General features: G+C 67.3%; 17 protein-coding genes. 6 read left to right on the forward strand and 11 right to left on the reverse strand.

The window, feature by feature from the left end:
* Positions 1–175: 175 nt before the first annotated feature.
* Together B9C43_RS11250 and B9C43_RS11255 are read left to right on the forward strand one after the other, a co-directional pair.
* On the forward strand, positions 176–730 hold the full coding sequence (locus B9C43_RS11250; protein WP_143446281.1) for a GtrA family protein: 555 nt from the start codon (positions 176–178) through the stop codon (positions 728–730).
* A 22-nt stretch (positions 731–752) separates the two neighbouring features.
* On the forward strand, positions 753–1,292 hold the full coding sequence (locus tag B9C43_RS11255; protein WP_084425985.1) for a GtrA family protein: 540 nt from the start codon (positions 753–755) through the stop codon (positions 1,290–1,292).
* Here the strand turns inward: B9C43_RS11255 and B9C43_RS11260 are convergent.
* The gene (locus tag B9C43_RS11260) at positions 1,289–2,566 is read right to left on the reverse strand and encodes an ATP-binding protein (protein ID WP_084425987.1); all 1,278 of its coding nucleotides are present in this window, start codon (positions 2,564–2,566) and stop codon (positions 1,289–1,291) included. The genes B9C43_RS11255 and B9C43_RS11260 overlap by 4 nt on opposite strands.
* A gap of 8 nt (positions 2,567–2,574) precedes the next feature.
* On the reverse strand, positions 2,575–3,255 hold the full coding sequence (locus tag B9C43_RS11265; RefSeq protein WP_033388349.1) for a response regulator transcription factor: 681 nt from the start codon (positions 3,253–3,255) through the stop codon (positions 2,575–2,577).
* A gap of 24 nt (positions 3,256–3,279) precedes the next feature.
* On the opposite strand from B9C43_RS11265, the gene hisN reads away from it, so the two are divergent.
* Together hisN and B9C43_RS11275 are read left to right on the forward strand one after the other, a co-directional pair.
* Positions 3,280–4,050 carry a histidinol-phosphatase gene (gene hisN, locus B9C43_RS11270; protein WP_033388345.1) on the forward strand — a complete coding sequence of 257 codons (771 nt, stop codon included), beginning with the start codon at positions 3,280–3,282 and terminating at the stop codon, positions 4,048–4,050.
* 120 nt (positions 4,051–4,170) lie between these two features.
* Positions 4,171–5,097: a hypothetical protein gene (locus tag B9C43_RS11275; RefSeq protein WP_084425989.1), complete on the forward strand. Its 927-nt coding sequence runs from the start codon at positions 4,171–4,173 to the stop codon at positions 5,095–5,097.
* Here B9C43_RS11275 and B9C43_RS11280 read toward each other — a convergent pair.
* From B9C43_RS11280 to B9C43_RS11315, 8 genes are all read right to left on the reverse strand, one after another.
* Positions 5,094–5,372 carry a hypothetical protein gene (locus B9C43_RS11280; protein ID WP_033388342.1) on the reverse strand — a complete coding sequence of 93 codons (279 nt, stop codon included), beginning with the start codon at positions 5,370–5,372 and terminating at the stop codon, positions 5,094–5,096. The genes B9C43_RS11275 and B9C43_RS11280 overlap by 4 nt on opposite strands.
* On the reverse strand, positions 5,369–7,621 hold the full coding sequence (locus B9C43_RS11285; RefSeq protein WP_160096478.1) for a TNT domain-containing protein: 2,253 nt from the start codon (positions 7,619–7,621) through the stop codon (positions 5,369–5,371). The genes B9C43_RS11280 and B9C43_RS11285 overlap by 4 nt, the downstream gene beginning before the upstream one ends.
* A complete protein-coding gene (locus B9C43_RS11290) occupies positions 7,578–7,889 on the reverse strand; it encodes a WXG100 family type VII secretion target (RefSeq protein ID WP_084425993.1) in 312 nt (103 codons plus the stop codon). The genes B9C43_RS11285 and B9C43_RS11290 overlap by 44 nt, the downstream gene beginning before the upstream one ends.
* On the reverse strand, positions 7,886–8,335 hold the full coding sequence (locus B9C43_RS11295) for a YbaB/EbfC family nucleoid-associated protein (RefSeq protein ID WP_033388348.1): 450 nt from the start codon (positions 8,333–8,335) through the stop codon (positions 7,886–7,888). Before B9C43_RS11295 ends, B9C43_RS11290 begins: the two co-directional genes overlap by 4 nt.
* 77 nt (positions 8,336–8,412) lie before the next feature.
* Positions 8,413–8,982: a GNAT family N-acetyltransferase gene (locus B9C43_RS11300; protein WP_084425995.1), complete on the reverse strand. Its 570-nt coding sequence runs from the start codon at positions 8,980–8,982 to the stop codon at positions 8,413–8,415.
* 14 nt (positions 8,983–8,996) lie between these two features.
* Positions 8,997–9,923 carry a hydroxymethylglutaryl-CoA lyase gene (locus B9C43_RS11305; protein WP_084425997.1) on the reverse strand — a complete coding sequence of 309 codons (927 nt, stop codon included), beginning with the start codon at positions 9,921–9,923 and terminating at the stop codon, positions 8,997–8,999.
* A 1-nt stretch (position 9,924) separates the two neighbouring features.
* Positions 9,925–10,467: a PH domain-containing protein gene (locus B9C43_RS11310; RefSeq protein WP_033388339.1), complete on the reverse strand. Its 543-nt coding sequence runs from the start codon at positions 10,465–10,467 to the stop codon at positions 9,925–9,927.
* A gap of 81 nt (positions 10,468–10,548) precedes the next feature.
* The gene (locus tag B9C43_RS11315) at positions 10,549–11,328 is read right to left on the reverse strand and encodes a biotin--[acetyl-CoA-carboxylase] ligase (protein ID WP_084426001.1); all 780 of its coding nucleotides are present in this window, start codon (positions 11,326–11,328) and stop codon (positions 10,549–10,551) included.
* A gap of 75 nt (positions 11,329–11,403) precedes the next feature.
* On the opposite strand from B9C43_RS11315, the gene B9C43_RS11320 reads away from it, so the two are divergent.
* On the forward strand, positions 11,404–13,050 hold the full coding sequence (locus B9C43_RS11320) for an acyl-CoA carboxylase subunit beta (RefSeq protein ID WP_084426003.1): 1,647 nt from the start codon (positions 11,404–11,406) through the stop codon (positions 13,048–13,050).
* Positions 13,047–13,271: an acyl-CoA carboxylase subunit epsilon gene (locus B9C43_RS11325; protein WP_033388337.1), complete on the forward strand. Its 225-nt coding sequence runs from the start codon at positions 13,047–13,049 to the stop codon at positions 13,269–13,271. Before B9C43_RS11320 ends, B9C43_RS11325 begins: the two co-directional genes overlap by 4 nt.
* A 645-nt stretch (positions 13,272–13,916) precedes the next feature.
* Here the strand turns inward: B9C43_RS11325 and B9C43_RS11330 are convergent.
* A complete protein-coding gene (locus tag B9C43_RS11330) occupies positions 13,917–14,741 on the reverse strand; it encodes an NAD(P)H-binding protein (protein WP_084428032.1) in 825 nt (274 codons plus the stop codon).
* Between the last annotated feature and the right edge of the window lie 18 nt (positions 14,742–14,759).

Consider the following 14,759-nt stretch of genomic DNA (forward strand, 5'->3'; position numbering starts at 1 on the left):
CGTCGTGGCGCGCGGCTTGAGCGACCATTGTGGACACCCACTCCATGCGGGGCCGTTCGCTTCGTCCCGGCGATGTCCGCTATGTGGCAATGCTCCTGATCTTGGGGTGGCAGGGCGCACACTGCTTGGGCACTGCTGTCAAGGGGCCATTTGTGGATCAGTAGGCTCTGCCGCCATGGCCTTTGTGCAGAGCCTCCTCAGGCGTCTCCCTGACCCGGTGCGCAAGATCATGCTCAAGCACCGCGAGCTGCTGAGATTCGCTGTTGTGGGCGGAATCTGCTTCATCGCCACCAACGTGGTGAACTACACGCTCAAGCTTACGATCTTGAACGCGCACCCGGTCACCGCCCTGTCCGTTGCGGTGATCATCGCGACGATCCTGTCGTACATCCTCAACCGGGAGTGGTCGTTCCACACTCGCGGCGGGCGTGAGCGCCACCATGAGGCTGCGTTGTTCTTCCTGATCAGTGGGATCGGGGTGGCGTTGAACTCGACGCCGCTGTTCATCAGCCGGTACGTCTTCGACCTGATGGTGCCGAATGTGAGCCTCGTCACCCAGGAGGTCGCCGACTTCTTCAGCGGCATGATCCTCGGCACGCTGATCGCGATGGCTTTCCGCTGGTGGGCCTTTAAGAAATGGGTCTTCCCGGAGGCGAACGCGCGCACCAGGACCACGCGCACCGGCCGTCGTCTGCACGCCGTGTCCGACCAGGAAGACCTTGCCGCTTAGGCTGCTCCGTAGACTCGCGTAAGTGTCGATCGTCGAGAGCGTGCTGGCTCAGGTTCCCGAGCCGTTGCGTTCAGTGCTCATCAAGCACCGCGAACTGCTCAAGTTCGCGATCGTCGGTGGCACCACCTTCGTCATCGACAACGGCATCTGGTTCTTCCTCAAGCTGACCGTCCTGGAGAGCAAGCCGATCACGGCCAAGGCGATCGCGGTCATCATCGCCACGATCGTGTCGTACATCCTCAACCGGGAATGGTCGTTCCGGACTCGCGGTGGTCGTGAACGCCACCACGAGGCCGCGTTGTTCTTCCTGATCAGCGGCGGCGGTGTGGCGATCAACCTGGTGCCGCCGTATGTCTCGCGGTATGTGCTCGACCTCGAGGTGCCGCACGTCGAGCGGTGGGTGCAGGAGGTCGCCGACTTCATGTCCGGGTCGGTGATCGGCATGCTGCTGGCGACGTTCTTCCGGTTCTGGGGGTTCCGCCGCTGGGTTTTCCCTGAGGCGAACGCGCGCCCGCGGATCGTGCGCGCCGACCCGGTGGACGAGGAACTAGGCCACTCCTAGCGCGGGGACCGTTCGGCTGGCCATCGCACGCCGCGCACGTCGTCCACTCTGGGTACTGGCAAGAAGATCGTGAACGTCGCCGGACGCGGCACGGACAGCTCCAGCCGTCCGCCGTCGGACTCGACGAGCGCACGGGCGAGCGCGAGTCCCACGCCGGTCGAGCCGACGCCCGACACGCCACGGTCGAAGATGTGCGCGACGAGTTCGTCAGGGACACCGCTGCCGCCGTCGGACACCTCGATGGCCACGGTCGCGTCGCTGGCACGAACAGACACCGAGACGGGTCCCGCGCCGTGCCGTAGGGCGTTGTCCAGCAGCACGCCGATGGCCTCACGCAGCCTGGCCGTCGTCGCTTTGGCCAACGGCCGCCCGTCCACCCGGACACGAAGGGCACGGCCCTTGTTGCGCAACGGTTCTCGCCATTCGTTGGCGATCTCTGGCAACGCTCCGGCGAGGTCAAGCGGTTCCGCGTCGGTCGCGCGGGCTTCGCGGGCCGCGGCCAGCAACTCGTCGAGGACGTCGCCCAGCCGTTCCGCCTGTTCCAACGCAGCAGCCGCGTCGGCGGCGTTCTCGGAGTCGCTGGTGAGTTGCAGCGCCTCCAGCCGGAGCTGCAGCGCGGTCAGCCTGCTGCGCAGCTGGTGCGAGACGTCACCGACCAAGTCACGTTCCCGCTGCACCAACTCGGCCAGCGCACCAGCCGAGGTGTCCAGTGCCTCGGCGACCCGGTCGAGTTCCGCGACGCCGTAGCGACGCGGATCGGGTCTGAAGTCGCCCGCGCCGAGCCGTCCCGCGCGGTTGGCGACGTGGCCGAGCGGCTGCGCCAGGCGTCTGGCGGTCACGATGGCCACGCCGCTGGCGATCGCGATGGTGATCACGATGACCAGCAGGACCAGCCCGGCGACCTGGGTCTGCCGGGCCCTGGTCGGACCGGCGGGCAGCTGGATGGTGACCGTGCCCTTGCGCAGGATCTCGATCTGCTCGGCCAGCACGTCCGCGCCCGGGTCCGGGCCGACCACCTGGTCGGGGTGGCCAGGCAGCGTGACGATCAGCCTGCGGTTCTGCGGGATCGCCGACTGCAGGTCGGTCAGGTCCGGCGGCCTGCTGTTGGCCAGGTCGTCGTCCAGTTGCAGGGCGATCTGCTGGATGCTGGTCTTCAGCTCCTCCCTGGTCAGGGTCTCCACCAGGCGCAGCGCGGTCAGCCCGAGCGGGACGCCGAGGGCGAGCGTGGTCACCGCGACCGCCAGCAGGATCGCCAGCAGGATCCGCCTGCGCATGTGTGTCCTTAGTCGGCGTTGAACCGGAAGCCGACACCACGGACCGTGGCGATCCGGCGCTCGGTGGCCCCGCGCGGGCCGATGTCGCCGAGCTTGCGACGCAACCAGGACATGTGCATGTCCAAGGTCTTGCTCGTCTTGCGCTCGGGCGCGTCGTCCCACACCTCGGCGAGGATCTCCTCACGGGTGACGACCTGCCCGGCACGCTGGATGAGCACGCGCAGCAGCTCGAACTCCTTGTTGGCCAGCGTGATCTCCTGATCGTCCACAGTGACCACACGAGCCGCCAGGTCCATCTTCACGCCGTTGACCTCGACCGCGCCGGGTGCCTGGCGACGCATCAGCGCGCGGATGCGGGCCAGCAGTTCGGCGAGCCGGAACGGCTTGGCGACGTAGTCGTCCGCGCCCGCGTCCAAGCCGACGACGAAGTCCACCTCGTCGGCCCGCGCGGTCAGCATCAGCACAGGCAGCCCACGCCCTGACGAGCGCAGCCGCCTGCAGACCTCGAGCCCGTCCATCCCGGGCAGCCCAAGGTCCAGCACCAGCAGGTCCGCACGACCCGCGTCGGCGAATTCCAACGCACTCAGCCCGTCGGTGACGACCTCCACGGCGTAGCCCTCACGCTGCAGAGCGCGCGACAACGGGTCTGCGATCGCCGAGTCGTCCTCGGCCAGCAGCACCACACTCACGGTTACCACTGTAGGCCTGGCAACATCAGGAACGTGTCATCCAGCCTTGACTTCGCGTTGCGTCTCGCCGACGCGGCGGACGAGATCACCTCGGCGCGCTTTCGCGCGCAAGACCTGAAGGTCACTCGCAAACCCGACCGGACCCCGGTGACCGACGCCGACACGGCCACGGAGGACGCCATCCGTGCGCTGATCGCGGAGCGTTACCCGGACGACGAGATCGCCGGAGAGGAGCGCGGCGGTCAGGTCGGCACCGGCCGGACCTGGCTGATCGACCCGATCGACGGTACGAAGAACTTCCTGCGCGGAGTACCCGCCTGGGCGACGTTGATCTCGTTGGTGATCGACGGTCAGCCAGTCCTCGGTGTGGTCAGCGCACCCGCTTTGGGCAAGCGCTGGTTCGCCGAGGCGAACGAGGGCGCCTACGCCGAAGATGGCAGGAAGCTGTCAGTCTCCGGCGTCAACTCCTTGTCGGACGCGTATGTGTCCACGACGGACCTCGGCTCGTGGGTGGAGCACCATTCACGGGAGGCGTACCTGCGGCTTGTCGACGCGTGCTGGGAGAGCCGGGCGTTCGGCGACTTCTGGCAGCACTGCCTGGTCGCCGAGGGCGTGATCGACATCGCCGCCGAGGCGATCGTGAACCCGTGGGACGTGGCCGGGATCGGGGTCATCGTGAAGGAAGCGGGCGGCCGGTTCAGCGACCTCAAGGGCGTGGACACGTTCCTTGGCGGCTCGGCGCTGTCCACCAACGGCCACCTGCATGACGCGGCGCTGGAGAAACTCGCTCGCTGAGCGACAACGCTTGGCTGGCGGCGTGCCGACTCCACGGTCACGCCGCCACCGGGCAACCGCGCGGACGTCAAGGCAAATGGGCCGGGACTGGTCCCACGGCTTTGGCGGAGCATTCCGGTAGTGAGCACCGCGATCCGAGCACTGACGGTTCTGACGACCGGTGTCCTCCTCGTGTCCTGCAGTGCGGAGGCGCCTTCCTCGGTAACCGCACCACCACCACCACCGCCGACGACGACCACGTCAACGCCGGTTCCGTTGACACAGCAGGAATATCAGGCTGCGTTGACGGCCGCCGACCAAGCCTTGGCCGCTGCGATGGCCGCGATCCAAGCCGCAGGCAGTGTCGAAGCCTTGGACACAGCGCGCGACGCGTTCGCTGTGGCCATCGCGACTGAAGACAGCAAACTGGCCAAACTCCTTCCACCGACCGCACTCGCGCGCTCGCATCAGTCGATGCGCACCGCCTTGAGCACCATGTTGTCTTCCGTCCAGAGCGCGGACGTCACGACTGCGCCGAAGGCCGACCGTTGCGGGACCGTGCAACCACATCTGCCTGCGGCCAAAGAGAATGTGAACGCGTCCGTCCGGTCAAGGGAAGCCGATTTCAAGGCACTGACCACGGCCGGGTACCAGTTCGGCAGCTTCATCCCGGCACCCGCGCCCGCGCCGCCCGCACAGCAGACTCGCCGTGCTGCCAACGGAAAAGTGCTCCTCAAGGTCGGGCCGCGGGGCCGTGGCCGATTGAAGATCAAGAACGCCGCCGCGAGCGATGTGGCGATTTCCGTTGTGACAAGCGGAGATCCGGCCAAACCACAGGCGATGATCTACGTCCACGCCTCGTCCGAGGCGACGCTGACCGGCATCTCCGGCACGTACCAGGTGTACTTCAAGACCGGCGAGGACTGGGACGACGGCCGCAAGGGGTTCACCCGCGACTGCGGCTACGAGAAGTTCGACCAGACCTTCGACCAGAAGTCGGACTGGCAGATCAGCCTGGAGAAGTCGACGCTCGGCAACGCTTCGACCTCGGACGTGCCGCCGTTCTAGTCGGCTTTGATCACCCCGACGGCGCCGCGCGCGACTTGGGCCCAGGTCAGCCTGCCGAACAGGTAGTGGCACGCGACCTGTTCGTTGGTGAACCGGGCCCAGTCGTAGCGGTTGCCCTGCTCCCGCCAGAAGACTTCCCAGCTGACCGCGCCGTGCTCGTCGGGTTCGTCGGACCGGATCAGGCACCAGGCGTTGTCGGCTTCGGTGCCGACCGACACGAGCTCTTCGGGGATGCCGACGGCGCCGAGCCAGCCGACGATCGACTCAGCCTTCATTGACTGTCTCCTAGTGCTGATTCCTCGGCGAGGTAGCCCAGCGCGATCAGGTCGAGCGCCGGATGAGTGGTCCGATAACGCACGCCTCCGCCGGTCTGGCCGAACCATGCGGCGGAAATCCCGCGCCACACGGGAAGCGGCTTGAGTACGCGGTAGCGGCGGTACTCGGCGTAGACGTGCGAAGGCGGCAACGAGCGTTGCGCGAACGAGGTGTCCGCAGCGGCGAAAACTCGGCCGTCGGGCGTGCCGAACCGGTCGATGACCGTGCCCGGTTCGAGGACTTCGGGCTCGCCCGGCGCGGTGGCGCCTTCGGGGAAGAGTTCACTGGGCGGCCAGGCGTACTCAGTGTCCAAAGTGTCCCGTCCGTGGCCCGCGCGCACGACGAACCGACGCGCCCAGTCACGTTCGTTTTGCCCGGCAAGGGGATCGTGGCCGCTCGTGATCTCATCGGCCGGTGCGGGCGGCCCAGAGGTGACCGCGTCACCGCCCTCGACAGCCCACGCTAATGCTTCCGCGTCGTCGATCAGCTCGGCCTGAGGATGGTCGTCCGGCTCGAAACGCATGCCCGCGGCGTAGTCGAATTCGACCGGTGGCGGCGGGAGTTGGCGTGCCGGGCGGCCGGTCGCGACCGGCATGTGTCCAATCGGGAACATCCGGACCAGCCAGAGCGCGATCACGGATTCCTGGTCCTGGTCTTCGTTCTGCGCGCCCTGCGGCACGGGCGCGGCCATCACGGCGTGCTGTGGTGCATGCCGAGCGGGCTCGGCCGTGACAGCGAACGGAACCGCCCCACGCGCGGCCTGCTGTTGCTGGGGCTGCGGCGGTGCCTGCGTGGCGGGCTGGCCGGAACCTGCCTGCGGCGGCGGCACAGGTGCGACTGGTGGGGCTTGAGGTGGCGGAGGCGCTGTGCCGCCTGCGAACGGAGATGCGGGAGCGGCTGGCGGCTGGTTCGCCAATGGCTGTGCGGGGATCGCGGGTGACCCTTGAGCCGGCGCCTGTTGTGGTGCGGGGGCGTCGAGAAGAGCGGACGCGCCAGCAAGGTGCACGCCATGATCAGGCCTTGCCGGAATGCCTGCCGGGGGCGTGGGTGCGTCGCGGCCGATCATCGGTATCGGGCCTGTCGCGGGGTCCGGTATCCGGATGTCGGGTCCGTACCCGCCTGGTGGCTGAATGGGCGGAGCCGGGTGCGCCGGACCGCCAGGAGCGCCGGAACCTGCGGAACCTGCGGAACCGCCAGGACCGTAGTCGCCGGAATGGCCAGGCGGGATCACGGCCGACGGCGGGAGCACGCCGGGTTGGTGGCCTGGGTTCCCCACGCCCGGAACCGCGTCGACGATCGGGTTGACCACGCCGGGCACGACATCCGCGACGGGCGGAATCACACCTGGCCCGTGCTGCCCACCCGAATTCCCAACACCAGGAACCGCATCGACAACCGGGTTGACAACACCGGGCACGACATCCGCGACCGGCGGAACCACGCCCGGCCCGTGCTGCCCACCCGAACTTCCCACACCAGGAACCGCATCGACAACCGGGTTCACCACACCAGGCACCGCATCGGCAACGGCCGGAACCAGGCCAGGCCCATGGCTGCCGCCGTGAACGGCGCTGTCCACCAGGTTCGTCACCGGCGCGAGCAGGTTCTGGCCGTGGCCGCCGGGGTTGGTGTGCACGATCGGCTCGACCGCGTCCACCACCACTCCGCTGGCCGGCTGGACCGCGGTGACCAAAGTGGACTGGACGTTGGCGATGTTGGCCGCGACGCCTTTGATCGCGGTGTCCAGGCCCAGCAAGGCGGTGTGGTCACCGGCTTGCGCGGCGTGCTGGGCGACGTTGATGTTCTTGGCCAACGGCGTCAGTTCACGGACGATCGCGAGCTTGGCCTGGCCGATCTGGTTGGCGGCGTGGTCCAGTTTGTCCGCGTTGGCCGTACACCCCTTGGCGATCCTGGTCAGGTGACCGGTGTCCGGCTGGACGAACGTACCCCAGTGCCGCCGCGCCGAGTCCGCGCTCGCGCCTTCGGTCGTGTTCAGCGCGGCGCGTGCGGTGGTGTCGGCTTCGCTGATCAGCGTGGTGATCTTCTGGCCGGTGTCCCGCCACGCCTGCGCGACTTCGCGCATCTTGTCCTCGTCGGCGACCGGCCATTTCACGCCGGTTCGCGCCGCGACGTCGGCGAGTTCCGCGGGCAGCTCGATGCCCATGTCAGGCCTTGCCAAAGCCGTCGGCGGCGGACTTCTCGACGTCACGGTAGGCCTGCGCCATCGCCTTGAGCCGGTCGCCCATGTCGCGCAGCTGACCGGGCGCCGCGCCAAGGCCCGCGCGCGTGTCGCTGGACGGCGCGGAGTAGATCTTCGAGAAGCTCTGGCCCACTTCGTCTGTCCCCCATGGCTGACCGAGCGAGTCGAGCGTCCGGTTCAGCTCACCCGCGATGGACGCGACCCGGTCGGCGAGACCGCCGAACTCGCCAGCGTGCCGGCTCAGCCGCTCGTAGTCGGTGAGAAAGCCGTCCTTCACACCGTCCTCCTCGGGTTGTCCAGCCAGCTCACGTTCTCGTAGCTGTCGTCGTCAACGGACGGCCGCGGTTTTTTGGGCTTGGGCGTCAGCTCGGCTTCGGTGAGATCGGCGCGTCCGGCCAGCAACGCAGCGGGATCGGTCTGCACGGGAAGCAACGGGCTGACGGTCCGGTTGGCGGTCTCGGAGGCCTTGGTCACCGCCGCAGCAACTGTCCGGAGCACGAGTTTCGCCAGGTCAGACGGCCGGTGCCGGATGTAGGCGTCGTCGGAGAAGGTCAGGTCGGTCAGCGTGCCGCGACCGCCGACCGTCGCCACGACCGTTCCGTCCGAGCTGGTGACGGACTCGTTGATGGCCTCAAGGGTCTGCTGCATGGACGCGAGCTGTTCGCGGCTGCGCCGGTAGTCGGCCAGCAGCTCCTCAACCTGCGCCCGATGATCGGAAGCCACGGCCACCTCCGGTTGCGCCTCGGCTTACATGCCCGGTCACGCGTTGGACGCGCCGCGCCGCGATCTGGTTCCGTCAGTCATCCGACGGGTTTGCGGACCAGCGCACGCCGCACGCCACGGTGCTCTACCAGCATGAACCCCGCGTCCAGGAACATCGAGAGGGTGCCGTGGTACAGCTCGCCGGAACTGGCCTTGCCTCCTTTGGTGTCGACCGGATAGGCCTCGATGACCTTGGCGCCCTTCTTGGTGGCGTACTTGATCGCCGCTTGCAGCAGCTCAGCCCCGACACCTTTGCGTCGTGCGGTCCGATGGATGAAAAAGCACGTTACGGACCAAACGCCTGTGAGGTCCTCGTCGGGATCCGGTGGCGCGGCGACTTTGGAACGGTCCAGGCGCCGGTACACCGACCGCGGCGCGACCGCCACCCAGCCGATCGCGTCGTCGCCCTCCATCGCGAGCAGCCCGACAGGTTCGCTCGATCGAGCGAGCTTGCGGGCCGCGCGCCGGTTGGGCTCGCCTTTGCCCCGCATGAAATCGGCGTTCGGCAGCCGGAAGTACATGCACCAGCACCCCTCGGCGGCGCCTCGTGGACCGAAGAGCCGTTCCTGCGCGGGCCAGGTCTTCTCGCTCAGCTCGACGACACGCATGCCGACGAAGGGTGTCAGCCCCGCAGCGCCTGGACAACCCGGGACGGGCTTGGCCTGCCCAGCCGGGTCGCCATCCACGCGCTCGTGTCGGCGAGTTTGTTCAGGTCGACGCCGTGCGAGAGGCCCAGGCCGTCGAGCATCCAGACCAGGTCCTCGGTCGCGAGGTTGCCGGTGGCCGATTCGGCGTACGGGCAACCCCCGAGGCCACCGGCCGACGCATCCACCGTGGACACTCCACACTGGAGCGCCGCGAGGGTGTTGGCGAGCGCTTGTCCGTACGTGTCATGGAAATGCACGGCAAGTGCCTCCGGCGAACCGAAGGCGCTGATGATCGCTTCGACCTGGCCTGGTGTCGCGACGCCGATGGTGTCGCCGAGGGACAGCTGCGAGCAGCCCATGTCGAGCAGGCGACGGCCGACCGTGACCACCTGGTCGACGGGTACCGGGCCTTCCCACGGGTCGCCGAAGACCATCGACACGTAGCCGCGGACCTCGAGGCCCGCCGCCCTAGCCCGGCTGACCACCGGGTCGAACATCTCGAACTGGCTGTCCAGCGTGCGGTTCAGGTTCTTCTGCGCGAAGGTCTCCGTGGCGCTTGCGAAGATCGCGATGTTCGTGACGCCGGACTCCAGCGCGCGATCAAGGCCGCGCTCGTTCGGCACGAGCACCGGATAGCGCACACCGTCGCGTTTGGACAGTCCGGCCAGCAGGTCCGCCGCGTCGGCCAGTTGTGGCACCCATTTCGGGTGCACGAAACTCGTCGCCTCGATCGTGCGCAGACCCGCGTCGGCGAGCCGGTCGATGAACTCCAGCTTGACGTCGAGGTCCACAACGGACTTCTCGTTCTGCAGCCCGTCGCGCGGGCCGACCTCCCAGATCGTCACCTCGCCTGGGAGATCGGCGCGCGATGCGACCTTGTCCGGCAGTCCGGCGGCGGCCAAGTCAGCGCCCTTGTGCCGGTGGCTGCTGCTGTTGCTGCGTCGGCTGGACGAAGTCGTCGTCCGGGTTGTCGTTGATCTCCCGGTACAGCAACGAGTGCACCTTCTCCACCTGCGGGATGTCGTCGAACTCGAGCGGCTCCTCGCTGGAGGACTCGATGATCAGTGTTCCGCAGCCGACGACCCGGTCGATCAGGCCGTGCTCGAACCGCACACTGCTGATCCGCGACAGCGGGATGTCGATCCCGGTCCGCTTGATCACGCCTTCCCGTGCCATCACCCGATCGGTGGTGACGATGAAGTGCGTGGTCCGCCACCGGACGAACGGAGCGAGGAACAGCCACACGATCAAGATCAACGCCACGGCGCCGATCAGGATGAACGCGAGCGTGCTCCACGACAGGTCCTGCGCGAGGATCGCCAGCCAGACCCCCGCACCGAGGGTGACGAGCAGCACTATGTACGGCACCAGCAGCATCTTCCAGTGCGGGTGCTTGTGGATCACGACACGCTCGTTGGCACTGAGCAGGTCGTCTGGATAGGCCACGGTGTCCTCCCGTACCCGACGATGACGGGCATACCGTACCCGCGCCGGGACCATCCATCGTCAAGGATGGCGGATGTCGCCCTAAGTGGCGGTACGCAAGTGCACCACGTCACCCGCCGGAACCGACCGATCGTGTCCTTCGACGTCCCTGACGACGAGCGTTCCGTCCGTTTCCAGATAGCGGGCGGTGCCTTCGAACGAACCGTTGATCAACTCGACCCTGACCTTCTGGCCGAGGGTCTCGCAGTGGCTGCGGTACTCCTCATGCAGGCCGCTGACGAACGGGTCGCCGTCAGCGGCGCGCCACGGCGCCTCCCACTTGTCCAGTTCCAGCAGCAACCGGGTGGCCAGCTCGGTCAGGTCGAGTTCGTTCGCGCCTTCCTCAGCCAGCGACGTCGGCGCCAGCCCGCCGGGCCCGAGTTCGGCCTGCACCGGCTGAACGTTCAAACCGATGCCGAGCACGACGCCTTTGTCAGTGGTCGTGGCCAGCACACCGGCGCCTTTCTTGCGGCCAGGCCCGAGCAGGAGGTCGTTCGGCCATTTCAGAACTGCCTCGACGCCCGTCGAGCGAGCCACGTTGACCAGCGCGACGCCTGCCAACAACGTCAGCCACGGCCACCGATGCGCCGGCACGCCAGGTGCGTAGTAGATGCTGACGTACAACCCGCCTGGCGGGGAGCTCCACGACCGCGTGCGACGGCCCTCACCAGCGGTTTGTTCCCTGGCGATGAGCACTGTGCGGTCCGGTGGCCGCCCACGCTCCAGGTCGGCGTTCGTCGACTTGGTGCTTTCGACAACCGTTACGCCCGCGTATGGGCCGTTTGGCTGCGTCAACCGCTGCGCGAGCTGCTCTGCGTCCACCCCTAAAACATTAGGGGGTGACGTGAGCTACGTCGTGAAACCGCTTCGGCGCGCGCGTGGCTAGGCTGCCAAGCCATGAGCAGTGCGTCACAACCCCTCGGGCCGCCACCCGGTGCAGACACGTCCGCCGACATCCACACCACGGCGGGAAAGCTGGCGGATCTCTACCGCCGCAACGACGAGGCCGTGCACGCCGGCTCGGCCCGTGCTGTGGAAAAGCAGCACGCCAAGGGCAAGAAGACCGCTCGTGAGCGGATCGACCAGCTGCTGGATCCCGGCTCGTTCGTCGAACTGGACGAGCTCGCCCGGCACCGGTCGACGAACTTCGGCTTGGAGAAGAATCGCCCGTACGGCGACGGCGTGGTGACCGGTTACGGCACCATCGACGGCCGCTCGGTGTGCGTGTTCAGCCAGGACGTGACCGTGTTCGGCGGTGCGCTCGGCGAGGTCTACGGCGAGAAGATCGTCAAGGTGATGGACCTGGCGATCAAGACCGGCCGTCCGATCATCGGCATCAACGAGGGCGGCGGCGCGCGCATCCAGGAAGGCGTCGTCTCACTCGGCCTGTACGGCGAGATCTTCATGCGCAACACGCGCGCGTCCGGCGTGATCCCGCAGATCTCGCTGATCATGGGCGCGAACGCGGGCGGGCACGTGTATTCGCCCGCGCTGACGGACTTCGTCGTGATGGTCGACAAGACCTCGCAGATGTTCATCACCGGCCCGGACGTGGTGAAGACCGTGACCGGTGAAGAGGTGACGTTCGAGGAGCTCGGTGGTGCGCGGACGCACAACACCAAGTCCGGCAACGCGCACTACCTGGCGTCCGACGAGGACGACGCGATCTCCTACGTGAAGGAACTGCTGTCGTACCTGCCGTCGAACAACCTGTCCGACCCGCCGGTCTTCCCCAGCGAGGACACCGGCGACGGTTCGATCGCGGATGCGTTGCTGGATACGGATCGTGAGCTGGACACGCTGATCCCGGACTCGCCGAACCAGCCGTACGACATGCACGAAGTGATCACCCGCGTGCTCGACGACGGCGAATTCCTTGAGGTGCACGAGCTTTTCGCGCCGAACATCCTGGTCGGCTTCGGCCGGGTGGAAGGCCGCGCGGTGGGTGTGGTGGCCAACCAGCCGACCCAGTTCGCCGGCTGCCTGGACATCGACGCCTCGGAAAAAGCGGCCCGGTTCGTGCGGACGTGCGACGCCTTCAACGTGCCGGTACTGACCTTCGTGGACGTACCCGGCTTCCTGCCCGGCACCGACCAGGAATGGAACGGCATCATCCGCCGCGGCGCCAAACTGATCTACGCGTACGCCGAGGCAACCGTCCCCAAGGTCACGGTCATCACGCGTAAGGCGTTCGGTGGCGCGTACGACGTTATGGGCTCCAAGCACCTCGGCGCGGACATGAACCTCGCCTGGCCCACCGCACAGATCGCGGTCATGGGTGCCCAGGGCGCCGCGAACATCGTGCACCGCAAGACACTCGCCAAGGCAGCCGATGACGGTAAGGACGTCGAGGCGTTGCGCGCGGAACTCGTGCAGGAGTACGAGGACACATTGCTCAACCCGTATGCGGCAGCTGAGCGTGGGTATGTGGACTCCGTGATCCCGCCTTCGTACACGCGTGGGTATGTGGCGCGGTCATTGCGGATGTTGCAAGACAAACGAGAGACCTTGCCGGCCAAGAAGCATGGGAACATTCCACTATGAGCGACGGAGAACGGCCTCTGCTGCGGATCGTGCGCGGTACGCCGGATGACATCGAACTCGCGGCCCTGACAGCCGTGGTCGCTTCGCTGCCAGGGCGCGCGGGCGGCTCTGACGAGAAGCCGTCGGAACCGCGGTCGGCTTGGAGCAATCCGGCGCACGTGCTGCGGGCTCCTTTGCGGCCGGGCCCCGGAGCTTGGCGCGCCTCCGGCTTCCCGCGCTGATCCGCACCAGCAATTCGCCCAGGGGGACCCCCGGATTTCACGTTACTCCGGGGGTACGACAGTTCCGGGTTCCCGGCCCCTCAAGGCGAAGTTGCTGCCGCTGGTGTTCGGTGCTGGCATTGCCGACAGAGCGGCAGGCCGCGCGCCATCGCAACAACAATTCCCGCAGGGGGACCCCTGATTTTCACGTTACCGCAGGGGTACGACAGTTCTGGATGGCTCTGGACCGGGGCCAGCTAGCACATCCTGGGTACGGTCGCGGCCGGTGGCTGGTTCAGGTTGGCCCTTACTTGATCTGTGCCTCGTTCAGTACCGGCGATGGCGGTGATCGGCGCCCCGGTCCGCTGCCCCCGCGGTGTGCTGCACAAGCGCCGCCGTTGTTAGGACATCGTGCGACAGTTCGGTCCTCGTCCGCCGCGCGCAGGAGCTCGACGAGCCCACCGCTGGTCAGCCGCGACGGCACCAGCGCGATGAGCGCGCGGCTGATCCGCACGGTGTACTAGCGGAATCCAGCCGCGCCGGGAACGACGCTGCCGAAGACCGGGTGACCCGCCGGGCAGCCTCGTCCCCAACAGCAATTCCCCCAAGGGGATCCCTTGTTTTCACGTTACCGCAGGGGTCCGACAATTCCGGTGTTCCCGCTGGTCAGGCGCTCCACGCGCCTGCTTCGGCCGCACGCGCGGCGAAGGTCTCGAAGTCGATGGGCTCGCGTCCCAGCACTCGCTGAACCCCATCAGCCGGAACGGTGTAAAGCCCGGACCTCATCCCGGCGTACAACGCGTTCAGCTCCTCGGCGTCGCCCTCGGAGGCCCCAACCTCCAAAAGCGAAGCCCGATACTCCGACGGCGAACACTCCACGAAACGCATAGATCTCCCAGTCACCGCAGCGATCGTGGCCACGGCTGAAGCGAAGCTGATCGCCCGCGGCCCGGACAAGTCGTACACCTGCCCGTGATGCCCGTCCGAAGTCAGCACAACCGCGGCGACGTCTGCGATGTCCTGGGTGTCGATGAACGGCTCGGGTGTCGCGTCCATCGGCAACGCCAGCTCGCCGGACATCAGTGGTCCGCCCCAGATTTCCGGTGCCGAGAAGTTCTGGCTGAAGTTGTTCGGGCGGATGATCGTCCACTCCGCACCCGAGTCCCGCACCGCCTGCTCGGCAGCCCGCATGCCTTGGAAGTATTGCGAGGGGAACTGGTCGATCTCCCGCCCCGACAAGGCCACGAAACGGCTGACACCGGCCTGTACCGCCTGCTTGACAAAAATCTCAGCCGAAGCGGGATCCTGTGGCGCCAAGAGATACACCGCGCGAACCCCGTCCACGGCGGGACCCCATGTGTCCGGAGCGGACCAGTCGAAACGCACCTCGCCCGACCGGGACGCCGGCCGAACCGCCGAGCCCCCGGCCCGCAACGTCTGCACCAGGCGGCTTCCTGTCTTGCCGGTCGCCCCCAAAACCAAAATCGTCATGCCGATGAGCAAACAGCC

This window comes from Kibdelosporangium aridum (assembly GCF_900176515.1).
Lineage (GTDB): Bacteria > Actinomycetota > Actinomycetes > Mycobacteriales > Pseudonocardiaceae > Kibdelosporangium > Kibdelosporangium aridum.

Excerpts from the sequence above, each read along its gene's own strand:
- B9C43_RS11250 (WP_143446281.1), top strand. The coding sequence starts at position 176 with ATGGCCTTTGTGCAGAGCCTCCTCAGGCGTCTCCCTGACCCGGTGCGC.
- B9C43_RS11260 (WP_084425987.1), bottom strand. The coding sequence starts at position 2,566 with ATGCGCAGGCGGATCCTGCTGGCGATCCTGCTGGCGGTCGCGGTGACC.
- B9C43_RS11280 (WP_033388342.1), bottom strand. The coding sequence starts at position 5,372 with ATGAAGGCTGAGTCGATCGTCGGCTGGCTCGGCGCCGTCGGCATCCCC.
- B9C43_RS11300 (WP_084425995.1), bottom strand. The coding sequence starts at position 8,982 with ATGCGTGTCGTCGAGCTGAGCGAGAAGACCTGGCCCGCGCAGGAACGG.
- B9C43_RS11320 (WP_084426003.1), top strand. The coding sequence starts at position 11,404 with ATGAGCAGTGCGTCACAACCCCTCGGGCCGCCACCCGGTGCAGACACG.
- B9C43_RS11325 (WP_033388337.1), top strand. The coding sequence starts at position 13,047 with ATGAGCGACGGAGAACGGCCTCTGCTGCGGATCGTGCGCGGTACGCCG.
- B9C43_RS11330 (WP_084428032.1), bottom strand. The coding sequence starts at position 14,741 with ATGACGATTTTGGTTTTGGGGGCGACCGGCAAGACAGGAAGCCGCCTG.